We start from the raw sequence: 24,230 nt of genomic DNA, 5'->3' as shown, positions 1-24,230 counted from the left end.
GCGACGCCGATGCGGACCGGGATCTTCCTCAGCTATGCCGGCGGGTTTCTCGAAGCCGTCGACGAAGTCGTCGAGTGCGAGAAGCTCGGGGTCGACATCGCCCTGGTGGCCGAGGCCTACTCCTACGACGCGATCAGCCAACTGGGATTCCTGGCGGCCCGCACGTCGCGGATCGAACTGGGCACCGGCGTCGTGCCGATCTACACGCGCACCCCGGCCCTGATGGCGATGACCGCCGCGGGCGTCGACTACGTCTCCGACGGCCGCTTCCGCCTCGGCCTGGGCACCTCGGGCCCGCAGGTGATCGAGGGCTTCCACGGCCTGCCCTTCGACGCGCCGCTGGGGCGTACACGCGAGGTGGTCGAGATCTGCCGCAAGGTGTGGCGCCGCGAGCGCGTCAGCTACGACGGCAAGTACTACCAGCTGCCGCTGCCGGCCGAGCGGGGCACCGGGCTGGGCAAGCCGCTGAAGCTCATCAATCACCCTGTGCGGGAGAACATCCCGATCACCATCGCCGCGCTCGGACCCAAGAACGTCGAGCTGACCGCCGAGATCGCCGAGGGCTGGCAGCCGGTGTTCTTCTACCCGGAGAAGGCCGACGAGGTCTGGGGCGACGCGCTGCGCGCCGGCGCGTCGCGGCGCGACCCCGCGCTGGGACCGCTGGACGTGATGGTCAGTGCGACGCTGGCCATCGGCGACGATGTCGATGACCGATTGTCCTGGGGCAAGCCGCAATTGGCGCTCTACATCGGCGGCATGGGCGCGCGGGGAAAGAACTTCTATCACAACCTGGCCACCCGGTACGGGTTCGGCGAGGTGGCCGACCACATCCAGGACCTGTACCTCGCCGGCAAAAAGGCCGAGGCCATCGACGCGGTGCCCGACGAGCTGGTCCGCCAGGTGTCACTGGTCGGGCCGGCGGGCTTCGTCAAGGAACGCCTCGCGGCGTTCGCCGAAGCCGGGGTGACGACGCTGCTCGTCCACCCGATGGGTGTCGACGCCGCCGAACGTGTCCGTTTCGTCGAGCAGTTGCAGGGGCTGCTCTGACGCCGCGCGCACCTCAGGCCTGGATGCCCCCGGTCAGGATCGCCGCCAGCTCACGGTAGGCGGCGGCGTCGTCCAGGCCTGTGCTGTCGCGGACGATCCGCTGCTGGATCCGCACCATCGCCGTCGCGACCAGGTCGGCGGCGAACGCCGCATGCACGTCCCGGAATTCGCCTGCCGCAACACCTTCGGCGATCAGCTCCTGCACCCTGCCCGCGGCGATCCGGGTGTTCTTCTCGTAGATGGCACGTGCGGGTGCGAACGCGTCGAGGTCGGCCATGAACCGGTCCGAGGCGGGATCGAGCGCGGCGCCGACGGCTGCCAGATAGGCCGCGATGCGCTCCCGCGCCCCGGTGACCGCGGCGACGTCCGCCTCGACCGTCGCGGTCGCGGTGCGAAAGAAGTGCACGGTCGCCGCCTGGACGAGTTGTTCCTTGCTGCCCGCAAGCGTGTACAGGGTCGACTTCGAGCACCGTAGTCGCGCGGCGATCTCGTCGAGCGTGAGGTGGGCGAAGCCTTCCGACAGGAACAGCGTCACCAGCGCGTCGAACAGCTCGGTCTGGCGGCGGGTCGCGAAGGCGGGCCTGGTCACACCATCGATAGTACTGCCGAAAGTCCTGTAGTACTGTCATTCGTATGCCTGTGGACCGTCTCCTTCCTACCGACGACGCCCGCGATCTGGTCGAACTGGTCCGCCAGATCGCCGACAAGGCGCTCGACCCGATCGTCGATCGACACGAGAAGGACGAGACCTACCCCGAGGGCGTCTTCGCGACCCTGGGCGAAGCGGGACTGCTGAGCCTGCCGTACCCCGAGGAGTGGGGCGGCGGCGGGCAGCCGTACGAGGTCTACCTGCAGGTGCTGGAGGAACTGGCCGCCCGCTGGGCGGCGGTCGCGGTCGCGGTCAGCGTGCACAGCCTGTCGTGTCATCCGTTGATGAGCTTCGGCAGCGACGAACAGCGGCAGCGCTGGCTGCCCGACATGCTGGGCGGCTCGACGATCGGCGCCTACAGCCTGTCCGAACCGCAGGCGGGTTCCGACGCCGCCGCATTGACGTGCAGAGCGACCGAGGTCGACGGCGGATACCGCATTACCGGATCGAAGGCGTGGATCACCCACGGCGGGATCGCCGACTTCTACAACCTGTTCGCGCGTACCGGCGAAGGCTCGCAGGGGATCTCGTGCTTCCTCGTGCCCAGGGACACCGAGGGTCTGACGTTCGGCAAGCCCGAGGAAAAGATGGGCCTGCATGCCGTACCGACCACGGCCGCCCACTACGACGATGCGTACCTCGACTCCGACCGGCGCATCGGCACCGAGGGCCAGGGGCTGCAGATCGCCTTCAGCGCACTGGATTCCGGCCGCCTCGGGATCGCGGCGGTGGCCGTCGGGCTGGCACAGGCCGCCCTCGACGAGGCCGTGGCGTACAGCCAGGAGCGAACCACTTTCGGCCGCAAGATCATCGATCATCAGGGCCTGGCGTTCCTGCTGGCCGACATGGCCGCTGCCGTGGATTCGGCGCGCGCGACCTACCTCGACGCTGCGCGTCGCCGGGATGCGGGCCTGCCGTATTCGCGGCATGCGTCGGTGGCCAAGCTCGTCGCCACCGACGCGGCGATGAAGGTCACGACCGACGCGGTCCAGGTGCTCGGCGGTGCCGGCTACACCCGCGATTACCGCGTGGAGCGCTACATGCGCGAGGCGAAGATCACCCAGATCTTCGAGGGCACCAACCAAATTCAGCGGCTGGTGATCAGTCGGCACCTGACCCGCGGCTGACCGTGTCGCACACCGGACGGGCATCGACCGGCCGCCGCGCGACCGTGAGCTCACCGAGCAGCGCGGCGACCACCCCGAACGCGAAGTAGAGCGGCACCAGGAACGGCCCGACCCCGAAGAGCTGATCCGCGTCCGGGTGGTAGGCGAACACATCGAGGTGCACCAGTGCGATCTCGACGGCCGGACCGATTACGGCGATGACGGCGCCGCACACGGCGGCCGGCCCGTCGCCGAGCACGCACCACACGATGACCGCCCCGGCCGCGATCAGCGCGGTCACCGGAACCACCGGCCCGTCGTGCACCAGAGCCGTCGTGACGTAGAGCCCGACGACGGCGGCGACCCCGGCCACCGCCTGCCGGGCGCTCACACCGTCCCGCAGCGCGGGGAAGTGCAGCCGCAGTTCGGCGAGGATCACCGTGGCACCGCCGACGAGCACCGGGAACCAGATCGGGCTGCTCCAGATAAACGGCACCGCGTCGGTGTCATAGGCGGTGGTGCCGGTGGCGACGTGGCTGTGGTCGCCGATCAGCGCGGCGATCCCGCCGAGTGTGAACAGCACGACCACTTCCGGAATACGCAGCCTCACACCGGGTGACGCTACCCCGCCGACTCGCCGACCTGCGGCACTTCACCGGCGGCGATCTCACAGGGAGTCTGTTCATCCGACGCCGGCTCGGCCGCAGGCACCGGCTCGGCGGGCGGGGGCGGCGCAGGCGGCTCGGGTGCCGCGACCGTCGCCGCCGGCTCGGGGGGCGGGTCGCAGGGCTCCTCAGGCAAGACCGGGTCCGCAGCCACAACGGATTCCGGCTTTTCCTCTGCTTCGTCGTCCTCTTCAAGCTCCGCGTCTTCTTCGTTCTCCTCCTCCTCAAGCTCCGGCTCCTCAACCCCGGGCTCGTCCAACGCCGGCTCTTCCAGGTCCAGGTCCGGGGATTCGAGCGCGTCTCCCCCGAGGCCACCACCGAGCAGACCGCTCAACGCGTCGGCGAAGTGCTGACCGAAACCCGACGGTCCGCCACCGAGACCGGGCATGCCCGATCCCAGGGAGCCGGGCGACGGCAGGGGCGCCTCGGGTGCAGGCGCGGCGAGAGGTGCAGGCGCGAGAGGTGAAGGCGCGGCGGGCGCAGGGGGGACGGGCGCCGGCGCGGCGGGCGGGCTCCACGCGGAGGGTGCCGTGGCGGCCGGCGTCCCGGCCGGCGGACTCCATGCCGCAGACGTGGCTGCCGCCGGTGGGCTCGCCGCGACGGCTGCCCGGCCGGACTGCCCCTCGTCGTCGCAAATACGGTGCGGTTCAGGACAGCTCGGCCCGAGATCACCCGGAACGTCGAATGTCGGGGTGCGTTGAGCCCCGATCTCGGCGATCGCCCCGTCGTACGCCGCGGTCACGGCAGCCACCGTGTCCCGCATCGCGGGGAGCCATTGGTCGCGAATCACGCTGTCCACGAAGGGTTTCACCGACTGCTCGACGATCTCACCCGCCGTCGCCGTGTCACCGGCCCCCGTCGTCACGGATGTGGCCGCCGCCGACCACTGCGCCTGCGCACCCGCGGCGCGACCTTCGGCGGAGACCGTCGAGTCGACTTTCCCACCGACGACCCGCCACAACTCCTCGCGCAGCGATACCAGCGCCTCCGCGGCGGTACGGACCGCTGCCGTCGCCACGGCCGACGAATCACCGTGTCGGGCAAGGAATATCCGGGCCGCGTCACCCCCGGCGCCCTCCCACGCCGCCGACAACTCCCCGAGTTGCCGCTCCTGCACGGCCAGTGCCTCCTGTGCTGCGCGCCCGACCGCGTCGAGCGCCACACAGCAGCGGTGCAACGCTGCGAGGTCCATGCCGTCCTCGGTGCCGTACCAGTCGGTGACCTGCGCGGGGTGCAGGGTCAGGTCGCGATGCTCGTAGCCCAGTTGCCGGCAGGCCGCGACGTAGCGCTGCAGGGTGTCGGCCGCGGGACGTCCCTGCGCCAACCGGGCGCCGACGTCGAGGTCATCCGGCATCGCGCTACCCGACGCGCCCGGCGGCGCGCTCGTCGGCGTCCCGATACCGGTCTGCCGACGCGCGCAACGCGACCGCGATCTCGGTGGCCGCACGCGACCACTGCCGTAGCCCGACGGCCAACTCGGCCACCGTGGCGCGCAGCGCCTCTCCCCGCTCGACGTATGCCCGCCCGGCGGATGCGCCACCGAAGTCCATGTCGCCGAAGTGTTGTCGCACGGCACCGTCCACGATCGACGACACCGCGTCGTACTCGCGGGCGATGGCGCGCACTGCAGCTGAATCGACGCGGGCCGCGCCTACCGTTCCCATATCAGGTTGGACGCCGCGCGGGCCCGAACGGTTCCCCGGCGGTCAGCTTTCGGCGCTGACCGAATCCGCGACCCGGACCGCCATCTGGCGCGCGGTGTCCTCGTCGGCGGCCTCCACCATGACCCGGACCACCTGCTCGGTCCCGGAGGGCCGCAACAGGATCCGGCCGGTGTCGCCGAGTTCGGCCTCGACCTGAGCCACCGCGTCGCGCACCGAAGGCGCGTCGGCGACGGTCGTCTTGTCGGCGACCTCGACGTTGATCAGCACCTGCGGCAGGGTCTGCATCGGCTGGGCCAGGTCGGCGAGACTGCGCCCGGTCTGCGCCATACGGGCCATCAGCCGCAGACCGGTGACGATGCCGTCGCCGGTGGTGCCGAAGGACGGGAGCACGATGTGACCGGACTGTTCCCCGCCGAGCGAGAACTGCCCCGCCCGCAACTCCTCCAGCACGTACCGGTCACCCACGCCGGTCGTGCGCACCTCGATGTCCGCCGATCGCATGGCCAGGTGCAGGCCCATGTTGCTCATCACGGTCGCGACGAGCGTGTCGGACACCAGCTCACCGGACTGCTGCATCGCCAGGGCAAGGACCACCATGATCGCGTCGCCGTCGATGACCCGCCCGTGCGCGTCCACAGCCAGGCAGCGGTCGGCGTCACCGTCGTGGGCCAGACCCAGATCGGCGCCGTAGGAGACGACCGCGGACCGCAGCGACTCCATGTGCGTCGAGCCGCAGCCGTCGTTGATGTTGAGGCCGTCGGGATCGGCGTGGATCGGGATGACGTTGGCACCGGCCGCGCGGTACGCCCGGGGTGCGGCGACCGAGGCGGCCCCGTGGGCACAATCGACCACCACGGTGAGCGGATCGAGGCGGGTGGTGGCCGCCTTGCCGACGTGGCGCAGGTAGCGCTCCAGCGCGTCCTCGGCGTCGACGACACGGCCGATGCCGGCACCGGTGGGGCGCTCGCCGGGGCCCTGGTGCACGAGCTCTTCGATGCGGTCCTCGGTAGCGTCGTCGAGCTTGTGGCCACCGGGGCCGAAGATCTTGATGCCGTTGTCGGGCATCGGATTGTGGGAGGCCGAGATCATCACGCCGAAGTCGGCGTCGTATGCGCTGGTCAGATATGCCACCGCCGGTGTCGGCAGGATCCCGACCCGCAGGGTGTCCACACCTTCGCCGGCGATCCCGGCGATCACCGCGGCCTCGAGCATCTCCCCGCTCGCCCGCGGATCACGTCCCACCACGGCGACGCGCCTGCGGGTGGCGCCGGCTCTGCCGAGCCGGCGCGCCGCGGCCGAACCCAGCGCCATCGCCAACTCCGGAGTGAGCTCCCGGTTTGCGACACCGCGCACACCGTCGGTGCCGAACAGTCGAGCCATCGTGACAACCTCTCACACGCTGGGGCCCGCGAGCTAATTGCGGCCCGGCGCGATTATCGCCCGTTCCGGCCCGGAAACGGCTCACCGCCCGCACCCCGGCGTGGGATACGGGCGGTGAGTGACGTCGATTACCCTTCGGATTCCTCGGCACCCGGCACAGCGGGCGCGTCGGCGCCCTCACCGGCGCCTTCCCCGGCACTGCCGCTGTCGGCGGCGGGAGCCTGCTCGGCCGGAGCCGCGTCCTCGGCCGGGAACGGCGCCGCGGGCAGCGGGGCCTGCGACGAGACGTTCTGCGCGACCACCAAGTCGCCGCCCGGCAGACCCGAGCACACGGTCTGCGGGGCACCCTCGCCGTCGACCTGCGAGGCCAGCGCACTGATATCGGTCGCCTCGGCGCCGCACAGGGCACTCGCCGCGGTGGCGGCGGTGTCGGCGGACACGCTCTCCAGCAGCGTCAGGTCGCCGACCGTGAGATTCACAAGACCATCGGGGGCGTCGACAGGCTGCGCCTGCGCCATTCCGAGTCCGGCGGTGAAAAGCAGCGACCCTCCGAGGACGGCACCCGCTGCGGCGTTCTTGACGAAGCTCATCAATCACTCCTTTGCTTCTCACGAAGCCATGAGGCAGGAATCTCCTGCCGACGCATCACGGCGTCCTGGCTTCGGATTCGAGGGTTGCGTAGGTCCGCCGGCGAATTCAACCCGCCCGCCCGGCACAACGCCGGATGTCGAACCGCCCTAAGTAACTGACGGAGCCTTTTCCCAGAGCACGGCGCCGGGTGGATTGCCTGAAAAGCCGGTGTGTGACGGGCCACAGTGAAGAAGAAAAGACCGACGCCCGGCCACTCGCGGGGCGAGTAGACCGGGCGTCGGCGGTGGATCGATCAGCGCTTGCTGTACTGCGGCGCCTTACGGGCCTTCTTGAGGCCGTACTTCTTGCGCTCGATGGCACGCGGGTCGCGGGTCAGGAACCCGGCACGCTTGAGTGCGGGCCGGTCCTCCGGCTGCACCAGGATCAGCGCGCGGGCGATGGCCAGGCGCAGTGCGCCGGCCTGGCCCGACGGGCCGCCGCCGTCGAGATGGGCGTAGATGTCGAACTGCTCGAGCCGGTCGACGAGCACCAGCGGAGCCTTGATCAGCTGCTGGTGCACCTTGTTCGGGAAGTAGCTCTCCAGCGAGCGGCCGTCCAGGTGGAACTGGCCGGTGCCCGGAACCAGGCGGACCCGGACGACAGCTTCCTTACGGCGGCCAACGGTCTGGATGGGCCGGTCGATGATGACGGGCTCGCGGGGAGCCGCGTACTCGTCGGCAGCGGTCTCGGTCTCGGTCTCGGCGACCTGCGTTTCCACAGCCTCGGCCACCTCGGTGCCCTCGGTGTCGGTGAATTCGGTCTCGGTCACTGGGCCACCTGCTTGATCTCGAACGGAACCGGCTGCTGCGCGGTGTGCGGATGCTCGGGACCGGCGTAGACCTTCAGCTTCTTCTGGATCTGACGGCCGAGCTTGGTGTGCGGGAGCATGCCGGTGATCGCGTTCTCCACCACGCGGGTCGGATGCTTGGCCAGCAGGTCCCCGATCGCGCGCTTGCGCAGACCGCCGGGATAACCCGAGTGGCTGTACGCGAACTTCTTGGTCAGCTTGTCGCCGCTGAGGGAGATCTTGTCGGCGTTGATGATGATGACGAAGTCACCACCGTCGACGTTGGGCGTGAATGTCGGCTTGTGCTTGCCGCGCAGCAATTTCGCTGCTTCGACGGCGAGCCGGCCGAGCACCACGTCGGTGGCGTCGATGACGTACCACGAGCGCGTGGTGTCACCCGCCTTCGGCGTGTACGTAGACACAGCGTTACCTACTTCTTTCTCGGGTTGGATCCCGGGGACGAGAATCCCAGGTACCGGTCGTGGCATACGCGCTCGGTTTGCCTCGGCGACCAGCGGAGACCCAAGGTTCCCGACAAGCCGGCGCACGCCAACGAGGGAGCTTACCCGCGGCTGTCACCGCAGGTCAAAACACCTACCGGTAGTCGATGACCACCCTGCCGTCGATCTGGCCGCGTTCCATCCGGTCGAACACGTCGTTGATGTCGTCCAGACGCGTGGTGTGCACGGTCGGGTGCACGAGTCCGCGGGCGAAGAAGTCGATAGCCTCCACCATGTCCTGCCGGGTGCCGACGATGGAACCGCGGATCGTCAGGCCCTTGAGCACGATGTCGAAGATCGGGGCCGGGAAGTCACCGGGCGGCAGCCCCACGAAGACGATGGTGCCGCCGCGGCGCGCCAGCCCGATCGCCTGACCGAACGCGTCCCGGTGCACGGCGGTCACCAGCACCCCGTGCACCCCGCCGGTGGCGCGGTGCACCTCGGCCACCACATCCGCGGTGCGGGCGTTGACCACCACCTCCGCGCCGAGCCCGGTCGCCAGGTCGAGCTTGGAGTCATCGACGTCGATCGCGACCACCCGCAGGCCCATCGCACGGGCGTACTGCACCGCCACATGCCCGAGCCCGCCGATGCCGGAGATCGCCACCCACTGACCCGGTCGGGTGTCGGTCACCTTCAGACCCTTGTAGACGGTGACACCGGCGCACAGGATCGGGGCGACCTCGACCGGGTCCACCCCGTCGGGGATGCGCGCGGCATAGGCGGCGTCAACCAGCATGTACGTGCCGAAGCTCCCGTCGACGCTGTAGCCGCCATTGCGCTGCTGTTCGCACAGCGTCTCCCAGCCGGTCCGGCAGTACTCGCACCTGCCACACGACGACCACAGCCACGCGTTGCCGACCATGTCCCCGACCGACAGGTCGTCGACCCCGTCCCCGACAGCCACGACGGTGCCGTAGCCCTCATGGCCGGGGATGAACGGCGGGGACGGCTTCACTGGCCAATCCCCGTGCGCGGCATGGAGATCGGTGTGGCAGACACCCGAGGTCACCAGCTTCACCAGAGCCTCGCCGGGGCCCGGTGCGGGCAGATCCCGTTCCTCGACCACCAGCGGTTCACCGAAGGCCGTGACGACAGCGGCCTGCATCCTGGTCTCGGTCATCGGCTCAGAAGAATCCGAGGGCCTGGTCGCTGTAGCTCACCAGCAGGTTCTTGGTCTGCTGGTAGTGGTCGAGCATCATCCTGTGGTTCTCGCGGCCGATGCCGGACTGTTTGTAGCCGCCGAACGCCGCGTGCGCGGGGTACTGGTGGTAGCAGTTCGTCCACACCCGCCCGGCCTTGATGTCGCGCCCGGCCCGGTAGGCGGTGTTGCCGTTGCGGCTCCACACCCCGGCCCCGAGGCCGTAGAGGGTGTCGTTGGCGAGCGAGATCGCATCGTCGTAATCGGTGAACGACGTCACGGCGACGACGGGTCCGAAGATCTCCTCCTGGAAGATCCGCATCGTGTTGTTGCCGGTGAAAATCGTTGGCGCAACGTAATATCCGCCGTTCAGGTCGCCGCCGAGCTCGGCACGCTCGCCGCCGGTGACGACCTTGGCGCCCTCACTCTTGCCGATCTCGATGTAGGACAGGATCTTTTCGAGCTGATCGTTGGACGCCTGTGCACCGATCATCGTCTCGGTGTCGAGCGGATCGCCCTGGCGCACGGCCTTGGTGCGGATCGCGGCCAGCGCCAGGAACTCGTCGTAGATGTCGGCCTGGATCAGCGACCGCGACGGGCAGGTGCACACCTCGCCCTGGTTCAGCGCGAACATCGTGAAGCCCTCCAGCGCCTTGTCCTGATAGTCGTCGCTGGCGGCGAGCACGTCGTTGAAGAAGATGTTCGGGCTCTTGCCGCCCAGTTCCAGCGTCACCGGAATCAGGTTCTGCGACGCGTACTGCATGATCAGCCGGCCGGTCGTGGTCTCGCCGGTGAACGCGATCTTCGCGATCCGGTTGCTCGACGCGAGCGGTTTGCCCGCCTCGACGCCGAAACCGTTGACGACGTTGACCACCCCGGCGGGCAGCAGGTCGCCGATGACCTCCATCAGGTACAGGATCGACGCCGGCGTCTGCTCGGCGGGCTTGAGCACCACCGCATTGCCCGCCGCCAGTGCCGGGGCGAGCTTCCAGACGGCCATCAGGATCGGGAAGTTCCACGGGATGATCTGGCCGACCACGCCGAGCGGCTCGTGGAAGTGGTAGGCCACGGTGTCGGCGTCGACCTCCGAGAGCGAACCCTCCTGCGCGCGGATGCACCCGGCGAAGTAGCGGAAGTGATCGACCGCCAGCGGCAGGTCCGCGTTCAGCGTCTCCCGGATCGGCTTGCCGTTGTCCCAGGATTCGGCCAGCGAGATCGACTCGAGGTTCTCCTCGATGCGGTCGGCGATCTTGTTGAGGATCACGGCACGCTCTGCGGCCGACGTCTTGCCCCAGGCCGGCGCCGCGGCGTGGGCGGCGTCGAGGGCCTTCTCGATGTCCGCTTCGTCGGACCGCGCGACCTCGGTGAACGGTTGGCCGGTGACCGGAGACGGATTCTCGAAGTAACGACCGGCGGTGGGTGCGACCCACTGGCCGCCGATGAAGTTGTCATAGCGCGGCTTGAACGACATCAGCGAACCGTCGGCGCCGGGGCGGGCGTACACAGTCATGGTCAGTCTCCTGCTCGTGTGGTCTGCGTCACCAAACCTACGCGCGCGACCGTTGCACCACCGTTGCATCGTCGGCCAGACTTGCGGCCATCGACCAACCACGCCGCACACCGCGCCAGCAGCGCTCCCGCCAGACGGTGAGCATGCTGGTCGACGCCGCCGCCCAGGTGTTCTCCCGAGAGGGCCTCACCGCCACGACCAACCGGATCGCCGACCGCGCCGGGTTGTCGATCGGCACGCTCTACCAGTACTTCCCGGACAAGCTCGCCCTGCTGCGCGCGGTGGCCGAGAGGCATGTGCGCGACGCCGACCGCGAGTTGACCGCCGTGTTCGCCGCGCTGCGGACCGAGGCGCCCCCGTTCGACGCGACGATGCGGGCGGTGCTCGAGGCTGTGGTCGCGGTGCATGCGGGCGGCGGCAGGCTGCACGCGCTGCTCCACCGGATGGTGCCGGCGGACGCCCGTGATCTGGAGACCGTGCAGGCTCTGGAGGATCGTATCTGCGACGAGGTCGCGTTTCACCTCAAGCGCTGCGACCGGGGCGGCGACGACGTGGAGATGACGGCGCGGACGCTGGTGCACGCCGTCGACGCGCAACTGCACCGGGTGCTGAGCCGCGACGGGTTCGACGTCGGGGCCGCCACGGACGCGCTGATGGTCACCGTTGACCGACTTGCGCCGCCACACCCGTGAACGCGTCACGCAGGTGACCGAGGCCGGGCTCCTCGATCGGGAAGTGCCCGCAGTTCTCCAGCATCACCAGCTCTGTCGGCGCCGAGATCCGTTGCAGGAAGCGGATACTGAGTTCGGGAGGAGTCCACGTGTCGGCGGCCGGCGCGACAAGGGTGACGGGCGCGCCGGTGTAGGCCTCGGGTGCGGTGTGCGCATAGTTCATCCAATCGGCCAGGAAGCCCAGCGGAACGCGGACCCCGCCGCCGCGCGGATCGGACGCGCACAGCCGCGACAGCCGCGGGTCGGTGCTCATCGCGCGCATGTCGGCCAGCCACCGGATCGGTACCCGGACGCGCCCGAGGACGGGTTCGACGGCGCGCAGCAGCGTCGGCGCGGGACGGCCCATCCAGGCGAACCGGGTCGCCGCCGCCCGGGCCTGCGGGTCGGACAGGTCCAGCAGGCAGGTCGCCATCACCGCGGAGATCTGCCCGGTCCGGGCGGCCACCTCGTAGGCGAGCATGCCGCCCATGCTGGCGCCGAACAGGATCAGCGGGCGCGGATCAGCAGCGCGTTCGGCGTTCACCAGGTCGCACAGCAGCCTGACCCAGTCGTCGTAGCGCACCCCGGCCGGGTCGGGTTCGACGGTGTCGCCGTAGAGCGGTAGATCCGGCGCGAGCACCTCGACGCCCTCCCCCGACGCGACGGACGCGCCGGGCCAGAGCGCGCCGCTGTAGCCGCCGCCTCCGTGGACGATCATGACGCGCACCGACGCGTCGGGAACCGGTGCGCGCGCGATGTGGACGGTGTGTCCCCGCCAGGGCCACCAGGTGCTGACCGGCCGGGTCCACGAGGCGGTGTAGGTCTCGGGGAGGAACCGGGCGTAACTGTCGATGTCCATACTGTCATCGTCAATCCCGTAGTGGGCGTTGGCAACTCGCTTTCCCACCGCCGCCGAACAGGGCTTTTGCCGGGCTGCTCAGGTTTCAGCCGAGTTCGAAGTCCAACCCGGCGAGATGCCCGCGTGCCCGGGCCCGCGCCACCGGGGTGAGCCCGGCGCTGTCCCGCAGGGCCTGCCATCCGTCGCGGTCGTCGCGGCCTTCGGGTTGCTCGAGCCAGCGGCGCAGCAGATCCGTCCGGCCCTGGGCGCTCTCGGCGAGCACGGCGGCGCGCAGGGTTGCCGACAGCTGGGTGCGCAGGCGTGCGATCGCCGGGGACACCGACTGCGTCAGCAGCGGGCCGGGATAACGGTCCAGCGCGGTCTCGACATCGGCTGCGTCCAGCGCCTCGTAAACCTCACCGAGGTCGCTGGTGATCGACGTCAGCAGCCGGTAGGGCCGCGATCCCAGGTTCTCGGCGCCGATGACCTTGCGCAGCCGCGACATCTCGGCGCGCACGGTCACGACGTCGAGGTCCTTGTCGTCGAGCAGCACGGCGAGGTGATCGGCCGACAGCCCTTCGGGGTGGCGGCTGAGCAGGACCAGGATGTCGGCGTGCCGACCGGTGAGGTGGGTGATCTGCAGGTGTCCGACGCTGTCGGTGGTGACCCAGCGGGGCCGGTCCCCGCCGAGGACGACCAGGTGCGGCTTGCGTGCGGCGGGTTCGGCACCGGCACCGGCCAGACGCAGCAGCGCCAGGTGGTTCTCGACGGCGACGGCGGTGGCGCGCACCAGCGCGAGGGTCTGCGACGTCGCGACCTGGCCGCCCCCCGTGAGGTCGATCGCGCCGAGCAGAGCCCCGGTGGTGGGGTCGTGGACGGGCGCGGCCGTGCAACTCCACGGCTGGACGACACGGGAGAAGTGTTCGGAGCCGTGGATCTGCATCTCGCGGCCCAGCGTGAGCGCGGTGCCGGGTGCGTTGGTGCCGGCGCTGCGTTCGCTCCAATCGGCGCCGGGCACGAAATTCATCGCCTCGGCCCTGCGGCAGGCCCCGGGATCGCCTTCCACCCACAGCAGCGTCCCGTCCGCGGCGCTGACCGCGACGACGACTCCCGAGCCGATCGCATCCTCGACGAGGAGCCGGCGGATGACCGGCAGCGCAGGTGCCAGCGGGTGGGTCTCCCGCAGCCGGTCGACCGCGGCCGCAGCGGCCGCGCTCCGGGCCGCCCCGATGTCGGGGTCGACACCACCGGCCCGGCTGCGCTCCCAGCTCTGGGCGACCACCGGCCGCACCGCGTGAGAATTCAGGTAGCCGGTATCGACCTCGCCGGCGACGAACAACTCGTGGACGGCCTGCAGCCGCGAAGCCGACGGAGGGGTCGGGGGCGGGGGCGATGCCCGTCGCGCTGAGGGTTTCGATGCTGCCACCGGCGTTCCTTTGTGTCCGCCATCACACGTACCCCCACCCTAGTCGAGCCGACGTGCGGCGTGAACTGTGCGGCCCCCGCTCGGCTCCCCTCCTCGCGGGGGCCGCACAGTCTCGGGGCGGGGCGTCAGGCGCCCCAGGCGTTGGCGGCACTGCGGTCGGTCGCCGCGACGTCGTCGGAGCCGTCGCGGACCGCGTTGCCGAGGTTGACCAGGATGTCGTTGAGCGCCGCGGCGGACTGTTCCCAGCGGGCCTGCTCCACGCGGTAGGCCTCGGCGGCCTCCCGGGTCCATGTCGCCTGCAGCGGCGCGATCTGCGCGCGCAGGTCCTCCAGTGCGGCGTTGAAACGCGCTGAGGTGGAATGGATCTCCTGGCGGACCGTGAACTCGATCTCCCCGAAGTCGTACGAGAGGGTCTCATTCATGCGACTGCTCCTCCCCTACAGACCGGTGCCGGCGGACGCGATGCGCTGCGAATGGCCCTCGGCCACGTCCCGCAGGAGGCGCTCGTTGTCGCGGATGGTCTCGGCGATGCGCTGCAGTGCGGAGTGCAACTTCACCGACTCCGCGTTCCACCGTTCGACGACCTCACGGAACCGGACGGCGGCGACGCCGCCCCACACCGACGGAGGCACGCTACTCATCGCGCCGATGAACGAGCTCAGCATCGACCGGATCTCGTCGTTGCGGGCCTCGGTCCTGCCCGCCACCGACACCATGAGGTCGAAGTCGGTGGCCAGTGCGGACCCGTGGGCCCCTGACGGTGTGGACATGTCGTTCCTTTCCTCGAACTCTCAAGCCATCTACACGTTGGACGCACCGGACCCGGATTCGGTTCCCCCGCAACGGAGATCTGCGCCGGCTCACGGAAGGGCATGCGCAGAGCCGACTGCCTCGGCGCAGATCTGTTCGACCGAGTCACGGTTGCCGGGCTCGTGCTGACAGCCGATGGCGATGCGCAGCGGGCCGTCGACGATCACCGCCCACCTCGTCAGGGTGGCCGTACGCCGTTCGACGTAGGTCACCGCGGGACGGCCGGCTCGGCTGCCGGCAGCATCGAAATCGACGAACACCCCGTCGGTCTCCAATGTCAAAGCCGCCCGCAGCGATTCGCCCACCTCCGCCAGCGGGACGGTAGCCGCGCCGAGCGACTGCGTGACGTGGAGTGCGGGCAACCCGCCGGGTGCGGCGACCCGCACCCGTGCCGAACCGGCGTCCCCGGTCACGCGTTCCACCGTCCACTCGGCGGGCACCTGCAGTGCGACCCGGCCCTCGATCAACGTGCGCGTGGCCATCTGCGGGCGCGGCACCGCCGAGAAGGTCTGCGCCGCCCATCCCCCGGCCGCCGCGGTGACCGTCACCGCGATGCCGGCCACCACGGCGACCGCGCGTCCACCCCCGCGGCGTCGCGACGACCCCGCCTCGACCGGCGCCCGCTCCGCGACCGACTGCGCCGCTGCCCGGCGCATCCGTTCAGAGGTGCTGTGCACGAACGGGATTCCCGCTCGCCGTAGATCCGCCGCGACGTCCGCCGACAGGATCTGGACCCCCTCAGGGGTGTCGATCAGCAGCGTATGCGATGTCTGCAGCTGCGCCGCCATCCCGGGAGTCCCCCGGGTCGTCACCACCGGGTCGCCGTCGGGCTGCGTCAGCACGGCGTACTCGGCGGAGAGCTCCAGCACCGCCGACGCGGTCCCGCAGAGCACCGCGGAGCGGTGCCGCACCACCGTCCCGGGCGGCAAACGGGTCGCGGCCGCGACGATGACGTCGACGCGCTGCCCCGGCCACCATGTCGGGACGACCACCACCACCTCGCGGGCGCCGCCCGACGCGACGCGCAGCACGTCCCGCCACAGCTCCACGGTGTCGACCGGTTCGTCGCCGACCAGTGCGATCGGATCGTCGATGAACTCCAGTGCCGCCGCCGCACTGTCGGGGACGAGGCCCGGTCCTCGCACCGTGTGCGGCCCGGCCTCGACGACGGCGAGGGTCACGGCGGGTCTGTCCAGGCGACCTGGATGAGCTCGTCGGGTCTGCCCCGGGCGATGAGCGTCCCCCTCCCCGGTGGCAGCCGAACGGGCCTGACCGCACCGAGCAGCACGCCGTCCTCGGCGTTCGCACTCATCATCAGCCCGGCACAACCCATGTCCCGCATCCGTGCGAGCAGCGGATCGAACATCGCCCTCGCGGCGCCGCCGGAGCGGCGGGCGACCACGACGTGCAGGCCGAGATCCCTGGCGTGCGGGAGGAAATCGGCGAGCGGGGTCAGCGGGTTGCCCGTCGCGCCGGCCACCAGGTCGTAATCGTCGATCACGACGTAGATCTCCGGGCCGTGCCACCAGGAGCGGTCGCGGAGCTGGCGCTGCGTGACGTCCTCGCCCGGCATCCTGTCGGCCAGAACCCCGGTTATCGCGGCCACGCGCGACGTCACCGCGGCCGGGGTGACGGCGTAGCCGGTGAGGCGATCACTGTCGACGGCACCGAGAAGGGTTCTGCGGAAATCGACGATCTCCAGACGCGCCTCCTGCGGTGCCGCAACGAGTTCGGCGCACAACAGCCGCAACGACGCGGTCTTACCGCACTGGTTCTCCCCCAGCACCATCAGATGGGAATGCTCGGTGAGATCGAGCGACACCGCAGACAGCTCGCGCTCTCCCAGCCCCAGCAGCACCTCTCCCCGGCGCGGTACCGGCGCCGCGATGGCCGACCGGTCGACGTGCGCGGGCAGCAGCTCGACCGGTGCTGCGCCCGGCCCGTCCCGGCGGACGGGGAGGCGCTGATCGGCCAGTGCGATCGCCATCTCACGACCCTCACGGGTCAGCGCGCGGCCGGGCGGACGGTCGGCGAGATCGCGGGCTCGCCTGCGGTCCATCTCGGATTCCGCGGGGTCGCCCAGACGAAGCTCGATCCGGCTACCGATCTGGTCCTTCAACGCCGGCCGGAGATCGGCCCACCGGGATGCGGCGATCATCACGTGGACGCCGTAGGCCAGGCCCCTGCCGGCCAGCGCGGTGATGGCCGGCTCCAGGCCGTCGAAGTCCTGGCGCAGTGTCGCCCAGCCGTCGACCACCAGGAACACATGGCCGTTCCACGTCTCGTCCGTCGCCGACTCACGGTGCCGCACAACGGACTCCACATGCGCGACGATGCGACGGCACAGTTCGCCCTCGTGCCGCGAGGCGACCGAGCCGACATGGGGCAGGTGCTGCAGTCCTGTCAGTTCCCCGCCACCGAAGTCGAGGCAGTAGAACTGCACCGCCGCGGCGTCATGGGTGGCGGCCAACGCGGTCATCACGGTGGACAGCACCGTCGATTTTCCCGACCGGGGCGCACCGGCCACCGCGAGATTGCCTGCTGGGCCGGACAGGTCGACGACATGGCGCATCTGCTGCTGCTCGAACGGGCAGTCCACCACTCCGATCGGCACCTGAAGTCGCCGACCCGGGGTGCCGTGCAGCAGGTCCGCCAGCCTCGGCGCGGACGTCAGCGGTGGCAGCCACACCCGATGCGCCGGCGCTCCCCGGCCGGCCAGTCGCGTGAGCACCGCGCCGAGCAACGGTCGCTGGGACACCGTGCTCTCCGATGCCACGTCGTGGTCGGACGACGTGAACGGTCGTACGGTGAGCGGCTGCGACCGCGGTCGCGACGCGGGCGTGTACCCGCCGGAGACGTAGGCCGTCTGGAACCTTGTCAGGACACCCGAAGCGGTTTTCAGATACGCCGCGCCCGGTTGTGAGGACAGACTGTAGGCGTCAGGGACGCCGAGCACCGCCCGCGATTCGCCGGCCGAGAACGTCTTGAGACACACGCGATAGGACAGATGTGTCTCCAGCCCGCGTAGCCGGCCCTCGTCCAGGCGCTGGGTGGCCAACAGCAGATGGATCCCCAGAGACCGACCCAGCCGGCCGATGGCGACGAACACCTCACTGAAATCGGGGTGTTGGGTCAGCAGTTCAGAGAACTCGTCGACGATCACGAGCAGTGCGGGCAGGGGCGCCAGCGTGTCGTCCCGAGCGCGTGCCTGCGCGTACTGCGTGATGTTGGTCAGGTTGCCGGCAGCCCGCAGCATCTCCTGCCTGCGGGTGATCTCGCCGGAGAGGGCGTCTCGCATCCGTGACACCAGCGGCGCCTCGTCGGCCAGGTTGGTGATCACCGCGGACACATGGTGGACGGCCTCGAGGCCGAGGAAGGTCGCGCCCCCCTTGAAATCGACCAGCACCAGGTTGAGCAGCCCGGGTGGATGTGCGCAGACCATGCCGAGCACCAGCGTCCGCAGGAACTCCGACTTCCCCGAACCCGTGGCGCCCACGCACAATCCGTGCGGGCCCATACCGTGGGCGGCGGCCTCCTTGATGTCGAGTTCGACGACGGAACCGTCGTCGGCGACGCCGATCGGGACCCGCAGCAGGTCCGATCCGAGATCGCGCGACCACCTCACGTCGACGTCGAGCGCGTCGGGGTCGTCGATCCCCATCAGCGCGGGCCAGTCACGTCTGAGCGAGCGTGACGGTCGCCGGGGACGGTGACGGGCGATCCGCCGTGCACACGCCGCGGCCTCGGCCTCCGACATCTGATCGCAGACCGCCGCGACGGGGACCCCGTCGGCGGTCACGGTGGGAGCGCCGCTGCCGGCGGTGAGGATGATCAGGGTGGTCCCGTCCCGTGCGGACACACCCTCGTCGGCGACGACGACATGGTGGCGGCCCTCCTGCGAACTCCTCTGGTGCGGTAGCCATTTGAGCCAGTCCCAGTCCGTCACCGGCGCGGCCGAGATCGACATCGTGTCGGGGTGGTGCAGCGTCGCGATCTGACAGAGCAGGGCCCGCGCCACCGACCGTGCGGCGGCCGGTTCGCCGCAGATCGCGAGGGTCCGGACCGACCGCAGCGACAGGGTGACCGGCACGTCGCCCACCGTTTCGCGGTGGGCCAGCAACCGTTGGACCGCCTCGGTCGTGACCGGGTCGGCGTCGTCGCCGGGCACCCATCCGGGGGCGGCCACGGCCGTCGCGCCCGCACGCTCACCGATCCCGATGCGGATCATGCCGAACTCCGGGTCGTCCTCGGCACGCTCCCACATCCGGGGGGTGCCGGCCAGCGTCCACAGCACGGCGGGCGCGGGATGCGCAGCGTGCAGGTACCGGTGCAGATCTTCGCCGGCACGGGCGAGCGCACCGTCCACGGTGTCGAGGTATCGCAGGTATTCGGCGCGCTGCGCGGCCAGTTCACCGGAACGGCCCGCACCACGGCTGCCGTAGGCGAGCGTGCCGATCAGCGAAACCGCCATCATGGCCGGGAAGAACAGGAACATGGGGTTGCGCGACGTCGCGTCGGTCGAGGTCAGGTACAGCACCGTCATACCGCCCATCGCCGCGACCATCGCGACCGGCATCAGCCGGGCGAGCACATTCGTGTGAGTCGGGGCAGGCGGGGTCGGGGGTGCGTCGAGCACGATCCGGCCGGCGTCCACGTAGGAGTAGACGCACGGCACCCCGGCGCCGTTCCATCCACAGGCCGAGAAAGTGCCGCAGGGCACGGTCACCATGCCGAGTTAGGTTGACAGCGTGCCGGATACGTTGTGCAGGCTCACCGTCCACGTCGTCGGGGCGGACGAATCCGCCGCGGTCGATCTGGTCCTGCCCGCGGCGTGTCCGCTCGGCGAACTGATGCCCTCACTCGTCGACACGATCTTCGGCGACACCGCCGGCCAGGAGCACTGGCAGTTGACGCGGGTCACCGGCCCGCCGCTGAATCCCGCGCTGTCCCTGCGGGACAACGACATCGGCGACGGAGACATGGTGATGCTCACCGCATCGCGGGTGCCCTCACCCCGGATCTCACCGACCGAGGCGTGTACGGCCGTCGCGCTCGCCGGCGGGAACCGGGAATCCGGTCACGGCGCGACGCCGTGGTGCATCGCCGGAATCATCGTGGCCGCCGTGACCCTCGTCCGGTCCGGGATGGTGACGCCGGGCGGCTGGCACCTGTGGTGCGCCGCGGCCCTGTCGGGGATCGCGGCGACGATGTCGGTGGCACTCGGACGCGCAGATCGGCGAGTTTCGGCGGTGCTGAACACTGCCGCGGTGGTATTCGCCACCGCGACAGGCCTTCTCGCGGTACCAGCGGCGGCGTGGCCCGCGGCGACCCTGTTGGCCGCGGCGTCGGCGCTGGCGATGTCCACGCTCCTGGCGAGGATGTGTCCCGGCGCGGCGGACTTGCCGGCGTTCTGCGCGGTGGCGAGCGCCGTCACGGCCGCCGCGGCGCTCAGCCACCTCGCCGCACCACGGCTCACGACCGCGGGGGCAGTCCTGGTGGTCCTGTCCCTGGCGGGTCTGGCCGTCTCACCACGGATCACCATTGCGCTTGCGCGCCTGGGCCCTTCGCGCCCGGCCGTCGACGGCGAGGAGGCTGCCGCGGCACACACCCTGCTGACGGCTCTGGTCGCGGGGTGGTCGTCCTCGGCGGCGCTGGGCGCCGTCGTGGTCGCGGCGGCGACGATCGTCTCGGGCGCCTCCGCCGGTCTGTGTGCGGGCCTCTGCGTAGCGGTGGGGGTGGTCCTGATCCTGCGCCGCAACTCCCACGCCGACGGCGTGCGTCGGCTCTGGCTGGGCACGTCGGGCTTCATCGCGTGCGCCGCGGCGGTGCCGGCCGTCGCCGACGCCGCACCGGCACAGGCGTTCTGGCTCAGCGTCGCGGTGGCGGGCGGATGTGTCGCCGGCGCGCTGCGGGCGGGGCGGCCCGAACCGTCGAACCCGGCACTGCGTCACGGGATCCAGGTTCTCGAGTACGTCGCGCTGGCGGCGGTGATCCCGTTGGCGTTCTGGGTGTCCGGCGTCTACGGGCTGGTTCGCGATGCGAGCCTGCTGTGACGCGGACGTGGCGGGTGGCGGCGGTGACGGCGATCGCGCTGATGCACACCACGCCCACCGCCGGGGCGATCGGCCCTCCCCCCGTCGACACGCTCAGGCTCCCCACCGCAGGCCCTCCCGCGCCCGCACAACCGACGGTCCAGTTCACCGACTGCGTGGCCGCTCCCCCCGCGGCCGGCTCCGCCCCCGGCCAGCTCGCCGGGATGGACCTGCCGACGGTGTGGGCGCTGACACGCGGTGCCGGGCAGACGGTCGCGGTGATCGACACCGGGACGGCCCGCCATCGCAGGTTGCCCCACCTCGTCCCCGGGGGTGACTATGTCTCCCACCGTGACGGCACCGACGACTGCGACGGCCACGGCACCCTCGTCGCCGGCATCATCGGCGCGAGTCCCGACGCTGCGGATCCCGGCGGCTTCACCGGGATCGCACCCGACGTGTCGCTGCTGTCGATCAGGCAGTCCAGCAACAAGTTCCGTGCCGTGGACGATCCGGGCGGCAGTGGTGTCGGCGATGTCGAGACGCTGGCCGCCGCGGTGCGCACCGCGGCCGATCTTGGCGCCACGGTTATCAACATCTCGACGGTGGCGTGTCTGCCCGTTGCCGCCGGTCTCGACGACAGGACACTCGGCGCCGCGCTGTCCTACGCGGTCGAGGCCAAGAACGTCGTCGTGGTGACCGCAGCGGGCAACGTCGGGGGGCCCGGCCAGTGCCAGGATCCCAATCCCCGGGACGTCGGTGCCGCCGACCAGGTGCGCACGGTGGCCAGCCCGGCCTGGTACGACGACTACGTGCTCACCGTGGGGTCGGTGGGCACCGACGGTTCGCCGTCGGACTTCAGCCTCGCCGGACCGTGGGTGGATGTCGCGGCGACCGGTGAAGGGGTGGTGTCGCTGGCCGCGACCGGCGACGGCCTCGCGGACCGGTCGCCGTCGGATGCGGCCCTCACGGGGACGAGCTACGCCGTCCCGGTGGTCTCCGCCGTCGCGGCGCTCGTGCGTGCGCGTTTCCCGGAGATGACGGCGCGCCAGGTGATGCAGCGCATCGAGGACACCGCCCGCCCGTCATCGGCGGAATGGGATCCCGTCGTCGGTCACGGCGTCGTCGACGCGCTGGCCGCGGTCAGCGGACCGGGTTCACACCCCGCGGCGTTACCGGCCGCGCCGCCGGTCGACGCACCAACGCCGGCACCGGCCAGGGTGCAGCGACAGGGCGCCACCGCGGTGCGGGGCGCACTCATCTGTGTCGCGCTGACCGTCTGTGTCGCACTGGTTTCGGCCGTCATCGCCCGGTCGCGGCGTCACGGCTGAGTTCGGGTCCGCGGGGCACCGTCGCGAGCACCGGCCAGGGAGCCGGCACCCCCGCGCCCACCAGGCCGAGCGCGGCGGCGGCGTCGGCATCGCGGATGCCGAACATGATCGCCGCGTCGGTGACGAGGAACAACCATCCGCCGCTGTGGTCACCACCGGTCAGTCCGACCGCCCGGACGTACAGGCTCCGTCCGGGCGGCACGGCAACCTCCCGACCCGGCGCGACCACGATGGGCCGCGGCGCCGGTGGCAGCTTCGGGCCTGTGAGAAGTTCGGTGCGGGAACCATGTCCGCCGGCCGTTGGCGCCCATGTCGCGCACACGACGGAGGCCGTGGTGACATCTGCACGATCCGGATACGTCGCCACCGGTAGCGACGTGACCACCGGTAGCGCGCCGACGATGTCGGCGGACACCGCGGGTATCTCGGCCCCGGCGCGGGCATCGGTGAAGCGGATCAGGTCCGCGGTGACCTCGCCGATACGCTGCAGTCCGTCGGCGAGGACGACGAAATGGTCGCCGGCCCCTCGGGGTGAGCCTGTGCCGGCATGCGCCACCGTCACCACGGTGCCGACCGTGCGGTTCCGCAGCGCTCCCGGCGCAGGGGCGCCCAGGCCGGGAATCCGGGGCGGCTCGATCGCCGGCGCTTCCGGGAGGGCGGCCAGAAGCTCCATCGACACCGGCTGGGGCACAACGCCGTCGAGCCGGAGCGCCCGCACCACAGCCGGGTGCCGCAGGTCCACCCGTGAGCGTCGGCCGCCGTGCAGCAGATAGGTCACCGCCGCGCTCTGACCGCGCGGGGTCACCAGGACGTGGCGTTCGGCCGTCATACCCTCCGTGGCCGGCGGGCCGGCCACGACCGTGGTCACGCCGCGGTCGTCGTCGCAGACGCTCCAGGCCGCTTCGTCGGCGCTCAGCGGCGTGGGAATCTGTTCCGGCGCAGCGGGTATCCCGAGCCGCGCCCCGCGCTCGGCGTCGTCGATCGCGCGCTGGGCGACCACGCGCGGCACCTCCGGACTGCCCAGGAGCAGGCGCGCCGAGGCCAGGTTGTACACCGGGTGCAGCACGTCGTCGAGCCGGACGAACATCGCCCCGGACTCGCGCACGACGACGATCCGCGCATCGCCGAGTGTGCCACCCGGCCGGACCACCGCGATGACCGCGCACACCGCGACGGCGATCGCCGCGAGAACAGCACCGACGACCAGCGAAAGGGATTGCGCGCGAAGAGGATCGTCGAGCATCCGGGCGTCGGCGCGCACGAGTGCGTGCTCCATGCGACGGGTCAGGAACCGCTGCCCGCTGATCTGCAGCCGAGTCACCGGTTGCCCCATATCCACCCCTCGGCCAGCCTAACCGCGGGGACGGACGGGTCAGATCACTTGTTGGAGCGGCGTTCCCGGTAGGCGGCGACGTGTTGCCGGTTTCCGCAGTTGCCGGTGTCGCAGAACTTCCCGGACCGGTTGCGCGACAGATCGATCAGCGAGGCCTCGCAGTCCGGTGCGGCGCAGAGCTTGAGCCGGCGCAGTTCCCCGGCGCGGATCAGGTCGGCCAGTGCCATCGCCATCTCGGCGCCCATCCGCTGCCACAGCGGGTCGTGGATCGAGGCCAGGTGCAGGTGCCATTCGGGCATTTCGGGATGGCGGGTCAGCCACGGCGATGCCCGGGTGTCGGACAACAGTGCGTTCACATGACCGACCGCGCGCTCCTCGTCGTCGGCGGCGGCCCAGATGCGGCCGAGCCGGTCACGCAGCTGGTGGACCGATTTCAGCTCCGCGGCATCGTGGTCGCGCCGACCGGTCCAGCCGAAGTGGTCGAGGTACTCGTCGAGCGCGGCGAGGTCCGCCAGCTGCTCCCCGTCCACGCGATCGGTGTTTATCAGCACACTCGCGGCCCGCAGAGTGAGCTCGGTGTCATAGGTGAAAAGCATTTGACTCCTGACTCTGCGGAACGGTAGCGTCACGACCAAAGCTGATTTTACTCATGTCACTGTTTCCCCGCTCGG

General features: G+C 70.6%; 23 protein-coding genes. 5 read left to right on the top strand and 18 right to left on the bottom strand.

The window, feature by feature from the left end; all coding sequences use genetic code 11:
* Window positions 1-9: 9 nt before the first annotated feature.
* On the top strand, window positions 10-1,047 hold the full coding sequence (locus DYE23_RS06250) for an LLM class F420-dependent oxidoreductase (RefSeq protein ID WP_011895771.1): 1,038 nt from the start codon (window positions 10-12) through the stop codon (window positions 1,045-1,047).
* 13 nt (window positions 1,048-1,060) lie between these two features.
* On the opposite strand, the gene DYE23_RS06245 is transcribed toward DYE23_RS06250, so the two are convergent.
* On the bottom strand, window positions 1,061-1,645 hold the full coding sequence (locus tag DYE23_RS06245) for a TetR/AcrR family transcriptional regulator (RefSeq protein ID WP_172527888.1): 585 nt from the start codon (window positions 1,643-1,645) through the stop codon (window positions 1,061-1,063).
* Window positions 1,646-1,680: 35 nt separating this feature from the next.
* Here DYE23_RS06245 and DYE23_RS06240 point away from each other — a divergent pair, with 35 nt between their 5' ends.
* Window positions 1,681-2,823 carry an acyl-CoA dehydrogenase family protein gene (locus tag DYE23_RS06240; protein ID WP_115326766.1) on the top strand — a complete coding sequence of 381 codons (1,143 nt, stop codon included), beginning with the start codon at window positions 1,681-1,683 and terminating at the stop codon, window positions 2,821-2,823.
* Here DYE23_RS06240 and DYE23_RS06235 read toward each other — a convergent pair.
* The 9 genes from DYE23_RS06235 to adh all read right to left on the bottom strand — a co-directional run bounded on the left by DYE23_RS06235 (window position 2,798) and on the right by adh (window position 11,079).
* Window positions 2,798-3,412, bottom strand: a complete 615-nt coding sequence (locus DYE23_RS06235) for a diacylglycerol-binding protein (RefSeq protein ID WP_099962594.1) — start codon at window positions 3,410-3,412, stop codon at window positions 2,798-2,800. The two genes, DYE23_RS06240 and DYE23_RS06235, sit on opposite strands and share 26 nt — an antisense overlap.
* Before the next feature lie 11 nt (window positions 3,413-3,423).
* Window positions 3,424-4,821: a hypothetical protein gene (locus DYE23_RS06230; protein ID WP_115326765.1), complete on the bottom strand. Its 1,398-nt coding sequence runs from the start codon at window positions 4,819-4,821 to the stop codon at window positions 3,424-3,426.
* A gap of 4 nt (window positions 4,822-4,825) precedes the next feature.
* Entirely contained in the window at window positions 4,826-5,131 is a 306-nt protein-coding gene (locus DYE23_RS06225) for a type VII secretion target (protein WP_011895776.1), read from the bottom strand.
* A gap of 42 nt (window positions 5,132-5,173) precedes the next feature.
* Window positions 5,174-6,511 (bottom strand): phosphoglucosamine mutase, encoded by a 1,338-nt coding sequence (glmM, locus tag DYE23_RS06220; protein ID WP_011895777.1) that lies wholly within the window; start codon window positions 6,509-6,511, stop codon window positions 5,174-5,176.
* A gap of 128 nt (window positions 6,512-6,639) precedes the next feature.
* Window positions 6,640-7,101, bottom strand: a complete 462-nt coding sequence (locus tag DYE23_RS06215) for a hypothetical protein (RefSeq protein ID WP_115326764.1) — start codon at window positions 7,099-7,101, stop codon at window positions 6,640-6,642.
* Between the two features lie 293 nt (window positions 7,102-7,394).
* The gene (gene rpsI, locus DYE23_RS06210; RefSeq protein ID WP_041788828.1) at window positions 7,395-7,871 is read right to left on the bottom strand and encodes a 30S ribosomal protein S9; all 477 of its coding nucleotides are present in this window, start codon (window positions 7,869-7,871) and stop codon (window positions 7,395-7,397) included.
* A 35-nt stretch (window positions 7,872-7,906) separates the two neighbouring features.
* Entirely contained in the window at window positions 7,907-8,350 is a 444-nt protein-coding gene (gene rplM, locus DYE23_RS06205) for a 50S ribosomal protein L13 (RefSeq protein ID WP_011895780.1), read from the bottom strand.
* 172 nt (window positions 8,351-8,522) lie between these two features.
* Window positions 8,523-9,551, bottom strand: coding sequence for an alcohol dehydrogenase AdhP (gene adhP, locus DYE23_RS06200; RefSeq protein WP_172527717.1), 1,029 nt, complete (start codon window positions 9,549-9,551; stop codon window positions 8,523-8,525).
* Between the two features lie 4 nt (window positions 9,552-9,555).
* Window positions 9,556-11,079: an aldehyde dehydrogenase gene (adh, locus tag DYE23_RS06195; protein WP_013472656.1), complete on the bottom strand. Its 1,524-nt coding sequence runs from the start codon at window positions 11,077-11,079 to the stop codon at window positions 9,556-9,558.
* A 143-nt stretch (window positions 11,080-11,222) separates the two neighbouring features.
* Between adh and DYE23_RS06190 the strand changes: the two genes are divergently transcribed.
* Window positions 11,223-11,771, top strand: a complete 549-nt coding sequence (locus DYE23_RS06190) for a TetR/AcrR family transcriptional regulator (RefSeq protein ID WP_115326763.1) — start codon at window positions 11,223-11,225, stop codon at window positions 11,769-11,771.
* Here the strand turns inward: DYE23_RS06190 and DYE23_RS06185 are convergent.
* The 6 genes from DYE23_RS06185 to eccCa all read right to left on the bottom strand — a co-directional run bounded on the left by DYE23_RS06185 (window position 11,737) and on the right by eccCa (window position 19,592).
* Complete coding sequence (locus tag DYE23_RS06185; protein WP_115326762.1) at window positions 11,737-12,648, bottom strand: alpha/beta hydrolase; 912 nt, start codon at window positions 12,646-12,648, stop codon at window positions 11,737-11,739. The genes DYE23_RS06190 and DYE23_RS06185 overlap by 35 nt on opposite strands.
* A gap of 85 nt (window positions 12,649-12,733) precedes the next feature.
* Entirely contained in the window at window positions 12,734-14,053 is a 1,320-nt protein-coding gene (locus DYE23_RS06180) for a helix-turn-helix domain-containing protein (RefSeq protein WP_011895785.1), read from the bottom strand.
* A 125-nt stretch (window positions 14,054-14,178) separates the two neighbouring features.
* Complete coding sequence (locus DYE23_RS06175) at window positions 14,179-14,475, bottom strand: WXG100 family type VII secretion target (protein WP_011895786.1); 297 nt, start codon at window positions 14,473-14,475, stop codon at window positions 14,179-14,181.
* A gap of 15 nt (window positions 14,476-14,490) precedes the next feature.
* Complete coding sequence (locus tag DYE23_RS06170; RefSeq protein ID WP_011895787.1) at window positions 14,491-14,823, bottom strand: WXG100 family type VII secretion target; 333 nt, start codon at window positions 14,821-14,823, stop codon at window positions 14,491-14,493.
* A gap of 90 nt (window positions 14,824-14,913) precedes the next feature.
* Window positions 14,914-16,044, bottom strand: coding sequence for a type VII secretion-associated protein (locus DYE23_RS06165; protein ID WP_115326761.1), 1,131 nt, complete (start codon window positions 16,042-16,044; stop codon window positions 14,914-14,916).
* On the bottom strand, window positions 16,041-19,592 hold the full coding sequence (eccCa, locus tag DYE23_RS06160) for a type VII secretion protein EccCa (protein ID WP_115326760.1): 3,552 nt from the start codon (window positions 19,590-19,592) through the stop codon (window positions 16,041-16,043). The genes DYE23_RS06165 and eccCa overlap by 4 nt, the downstream gene beginning before the upstream one ends.
* A 19-nt stretch (window positions 19,593-19,611) precedes the next feature.
* Between eccCa and eccD the strand changes: the two genes are divergently transcribed.
* Both eccD and mycP read left to right on the top strand, forming a co-directional pair.
* Window positions 19,612-20,916, top strand: a complete 1,305-nt coding sequence (gene eccD / locus DYE23_RS06155; protein WP_115326759.1) for a type VII secretion integral membrane protein EccD — start codon at window positions 19,612-19,614, stop codon at window positions 20,914-20,916.
* 41 nt (window positions 20,917-20,957) lie between these two features.
* On the top strand, window positions 20,958-22,226 hold the full coding sequence (gene mycP, locus DYE23_RS06150; RefSeq protein WP_235660555.1) for a type VII secretion-associated serine protease mycosin: 1,269 nt from the start codon (window positions 20,958-20,960) through the stop codon (window positions 22,224-22,226).
* Here mycP and eccB read toward each other — a convergent pair.
* Window positions 22,198-23,559: a type VII secretion protein EccB gene (gene eccB / locus DYE23_RS06145; protein ID WP_115326757.1), complete on the bottom strand. Its 1,362-nt coding sequence runs from the start codon at window positions 23,557-23,559 to the stop codon at window positions 22,198-22,200. The two genes, mycP and eccB, sit on opposite strands and share 29 nt — an antisense overlap.
* Before the next feature lie 44 nt (window positions 23,560-23,603).
* The gene (locus DYE23_RS06140; RefSeq protein WP_011895793.1) at window positions 23,604-24,155 is read right to left on the bottom strand and encodes a CGNR zinc finger domain-containing protein; all 552 of its coding nucleotides are present in this window, start codon (window positions 24,153-24,155) and stop codon (window positions 23,604-23,606) included.
* Between the last annotated feature and the right edge of the window lie 75 nt (window positions 24,156-24,230).

Source organism: Mycolicibacterium gilvum, from assembly GCF_900454025.1.
Lineage (GTDB): Bacteria > Actinomycetota > Actinomycetes > Mycobacteriales > Mycobacteriaceae > Mycobacterium > Mycobacterium gilvum.
The sequence above is the reverse complement of the archived record's forward strand: the minus strand, read 5'-3'. Positions and strand labels throughout refer to the sequence as shown.

What these genes read in the sequence shown, in the direction of transcription:
- DYE23_RS06140 (WP_011895793.1), bottom strand. Translation starts at nt 24,155, where the DNA reads ATGCTTTTCACCTATGACACCGAGCTCACTCTGCGGGCCGCGAGTGTG.
- DYE23_RS06225 (WP_011895776.1), bottom strand. Translation starts at nt 5,131, where the DNA reads ATGGGAACGGTAGGCGCGGCCCGCGTCGATTCAGCTGCAGTGCGCGCC.
- eccB (WP_115326757.1), bottom strand. Translation starts at nt 23,559, where the DNA reads ATGGGGCAACCGGTGACTCGGCTGCAGATCAGCGGGCAGCGGTTCCTG.
- mycP (WP_235660555.1), top strand. Translation starts at nt 20,958, where the DNA reads ATGCACACCACGCCCACCGCCGGGGCGATCGGCCCTCCCCCCGTCGAC.
- DYE23_RS06240 (WP_115326766.1), top strand. Translation starts at nt 1,681, where the DNA reads ATGCCTGTGGACCGTCTCCTTCCTACCGACGACGCCCGCGATCTGGTC.
- glmM (WP_011895777.1), bottom strand. Translation starts at nt 6,511, where the DNA reads ATGGCTCGACTGTTCGGCACCGACGGTGTGCGCGGTGTCGCAAACCGG.
- adh (WP_013472656.1), bottom strand. Translation starts at nt 11,079, where the DNA reads ATGACTGTGTACGCCCGCCCCGGCGCCGACGGTTCGCTGATGTCGTTC.
- DYE23_RS06175 (WP_011895786.1), bottom strand. Translation starts at nt 14,475, where the DNA reads ATGAATGAGACCCTCTCGTACGACTTCGGGGAGATCGAGTTCACGGTC.
- adhP (WP_172527717.1), bottom strand. Translation starts at nt 9,551, where the DNA reads ATGACCGAGACCAGGATGCAGGCCGCTGTCGTCACGGCCTTCGGTGAA.
- DYE23_RS06170 (WP_011895787.1), bottom strand. Translation starts at nt 14,823, where the DNA reads ATGTCCACACCGTCAGGGGCCCACGGGTCCGCACTGGCCACCGACTTC.
- eccCa (WP_115326760.1), bottom strand. Translation starts at nt 19,592, where the DNA reads ATGGTGACCGTGCCCTGCGGCACTTTCTCGGCCTGTGGATGGAACGGC.
- DYE23_RS06185 (WP_115326762.1), bottom strand. Translation starts at nt 12,648, where the DNA reads ATGGACATCGACAGTTACGCCCGGTTCCTCCCCGAGACCTACACCGCC.
- DYE23_RS06250 (WP_011895771.1), top strand. Translation starts at nt 10, where the DNA reads ATGCGGACCGGGATCTTCCTCAGCTATGCCGGCGGGTTTCTCGAAGCC.
- DYE23_RS06215 (WP_115326764.1), bottom strand. Translation starts at nt 7,101, where the DNA reads ATGAGCTTCGTCAAGAACGCCGCAGCGGGTGCCGTCCTCGGAGGGTCG.
- DYE23_RS06230 (WP_115326765.1), bottom strand. Translation starts at nt 4,821, where the DNA reads ATGCCGGATGACCTCGACGTCGGCGCCCGGTTGGCGCAGGGACGTCCC.
- DYE23_RS06190 (WP_115326763.1), top strand. Translation starts at nt 11,223, where the DNA reads ATGCTGGTCGACGCCGCCGCCCAGGTGTTCTCCCGAGAGGGCCTCACC.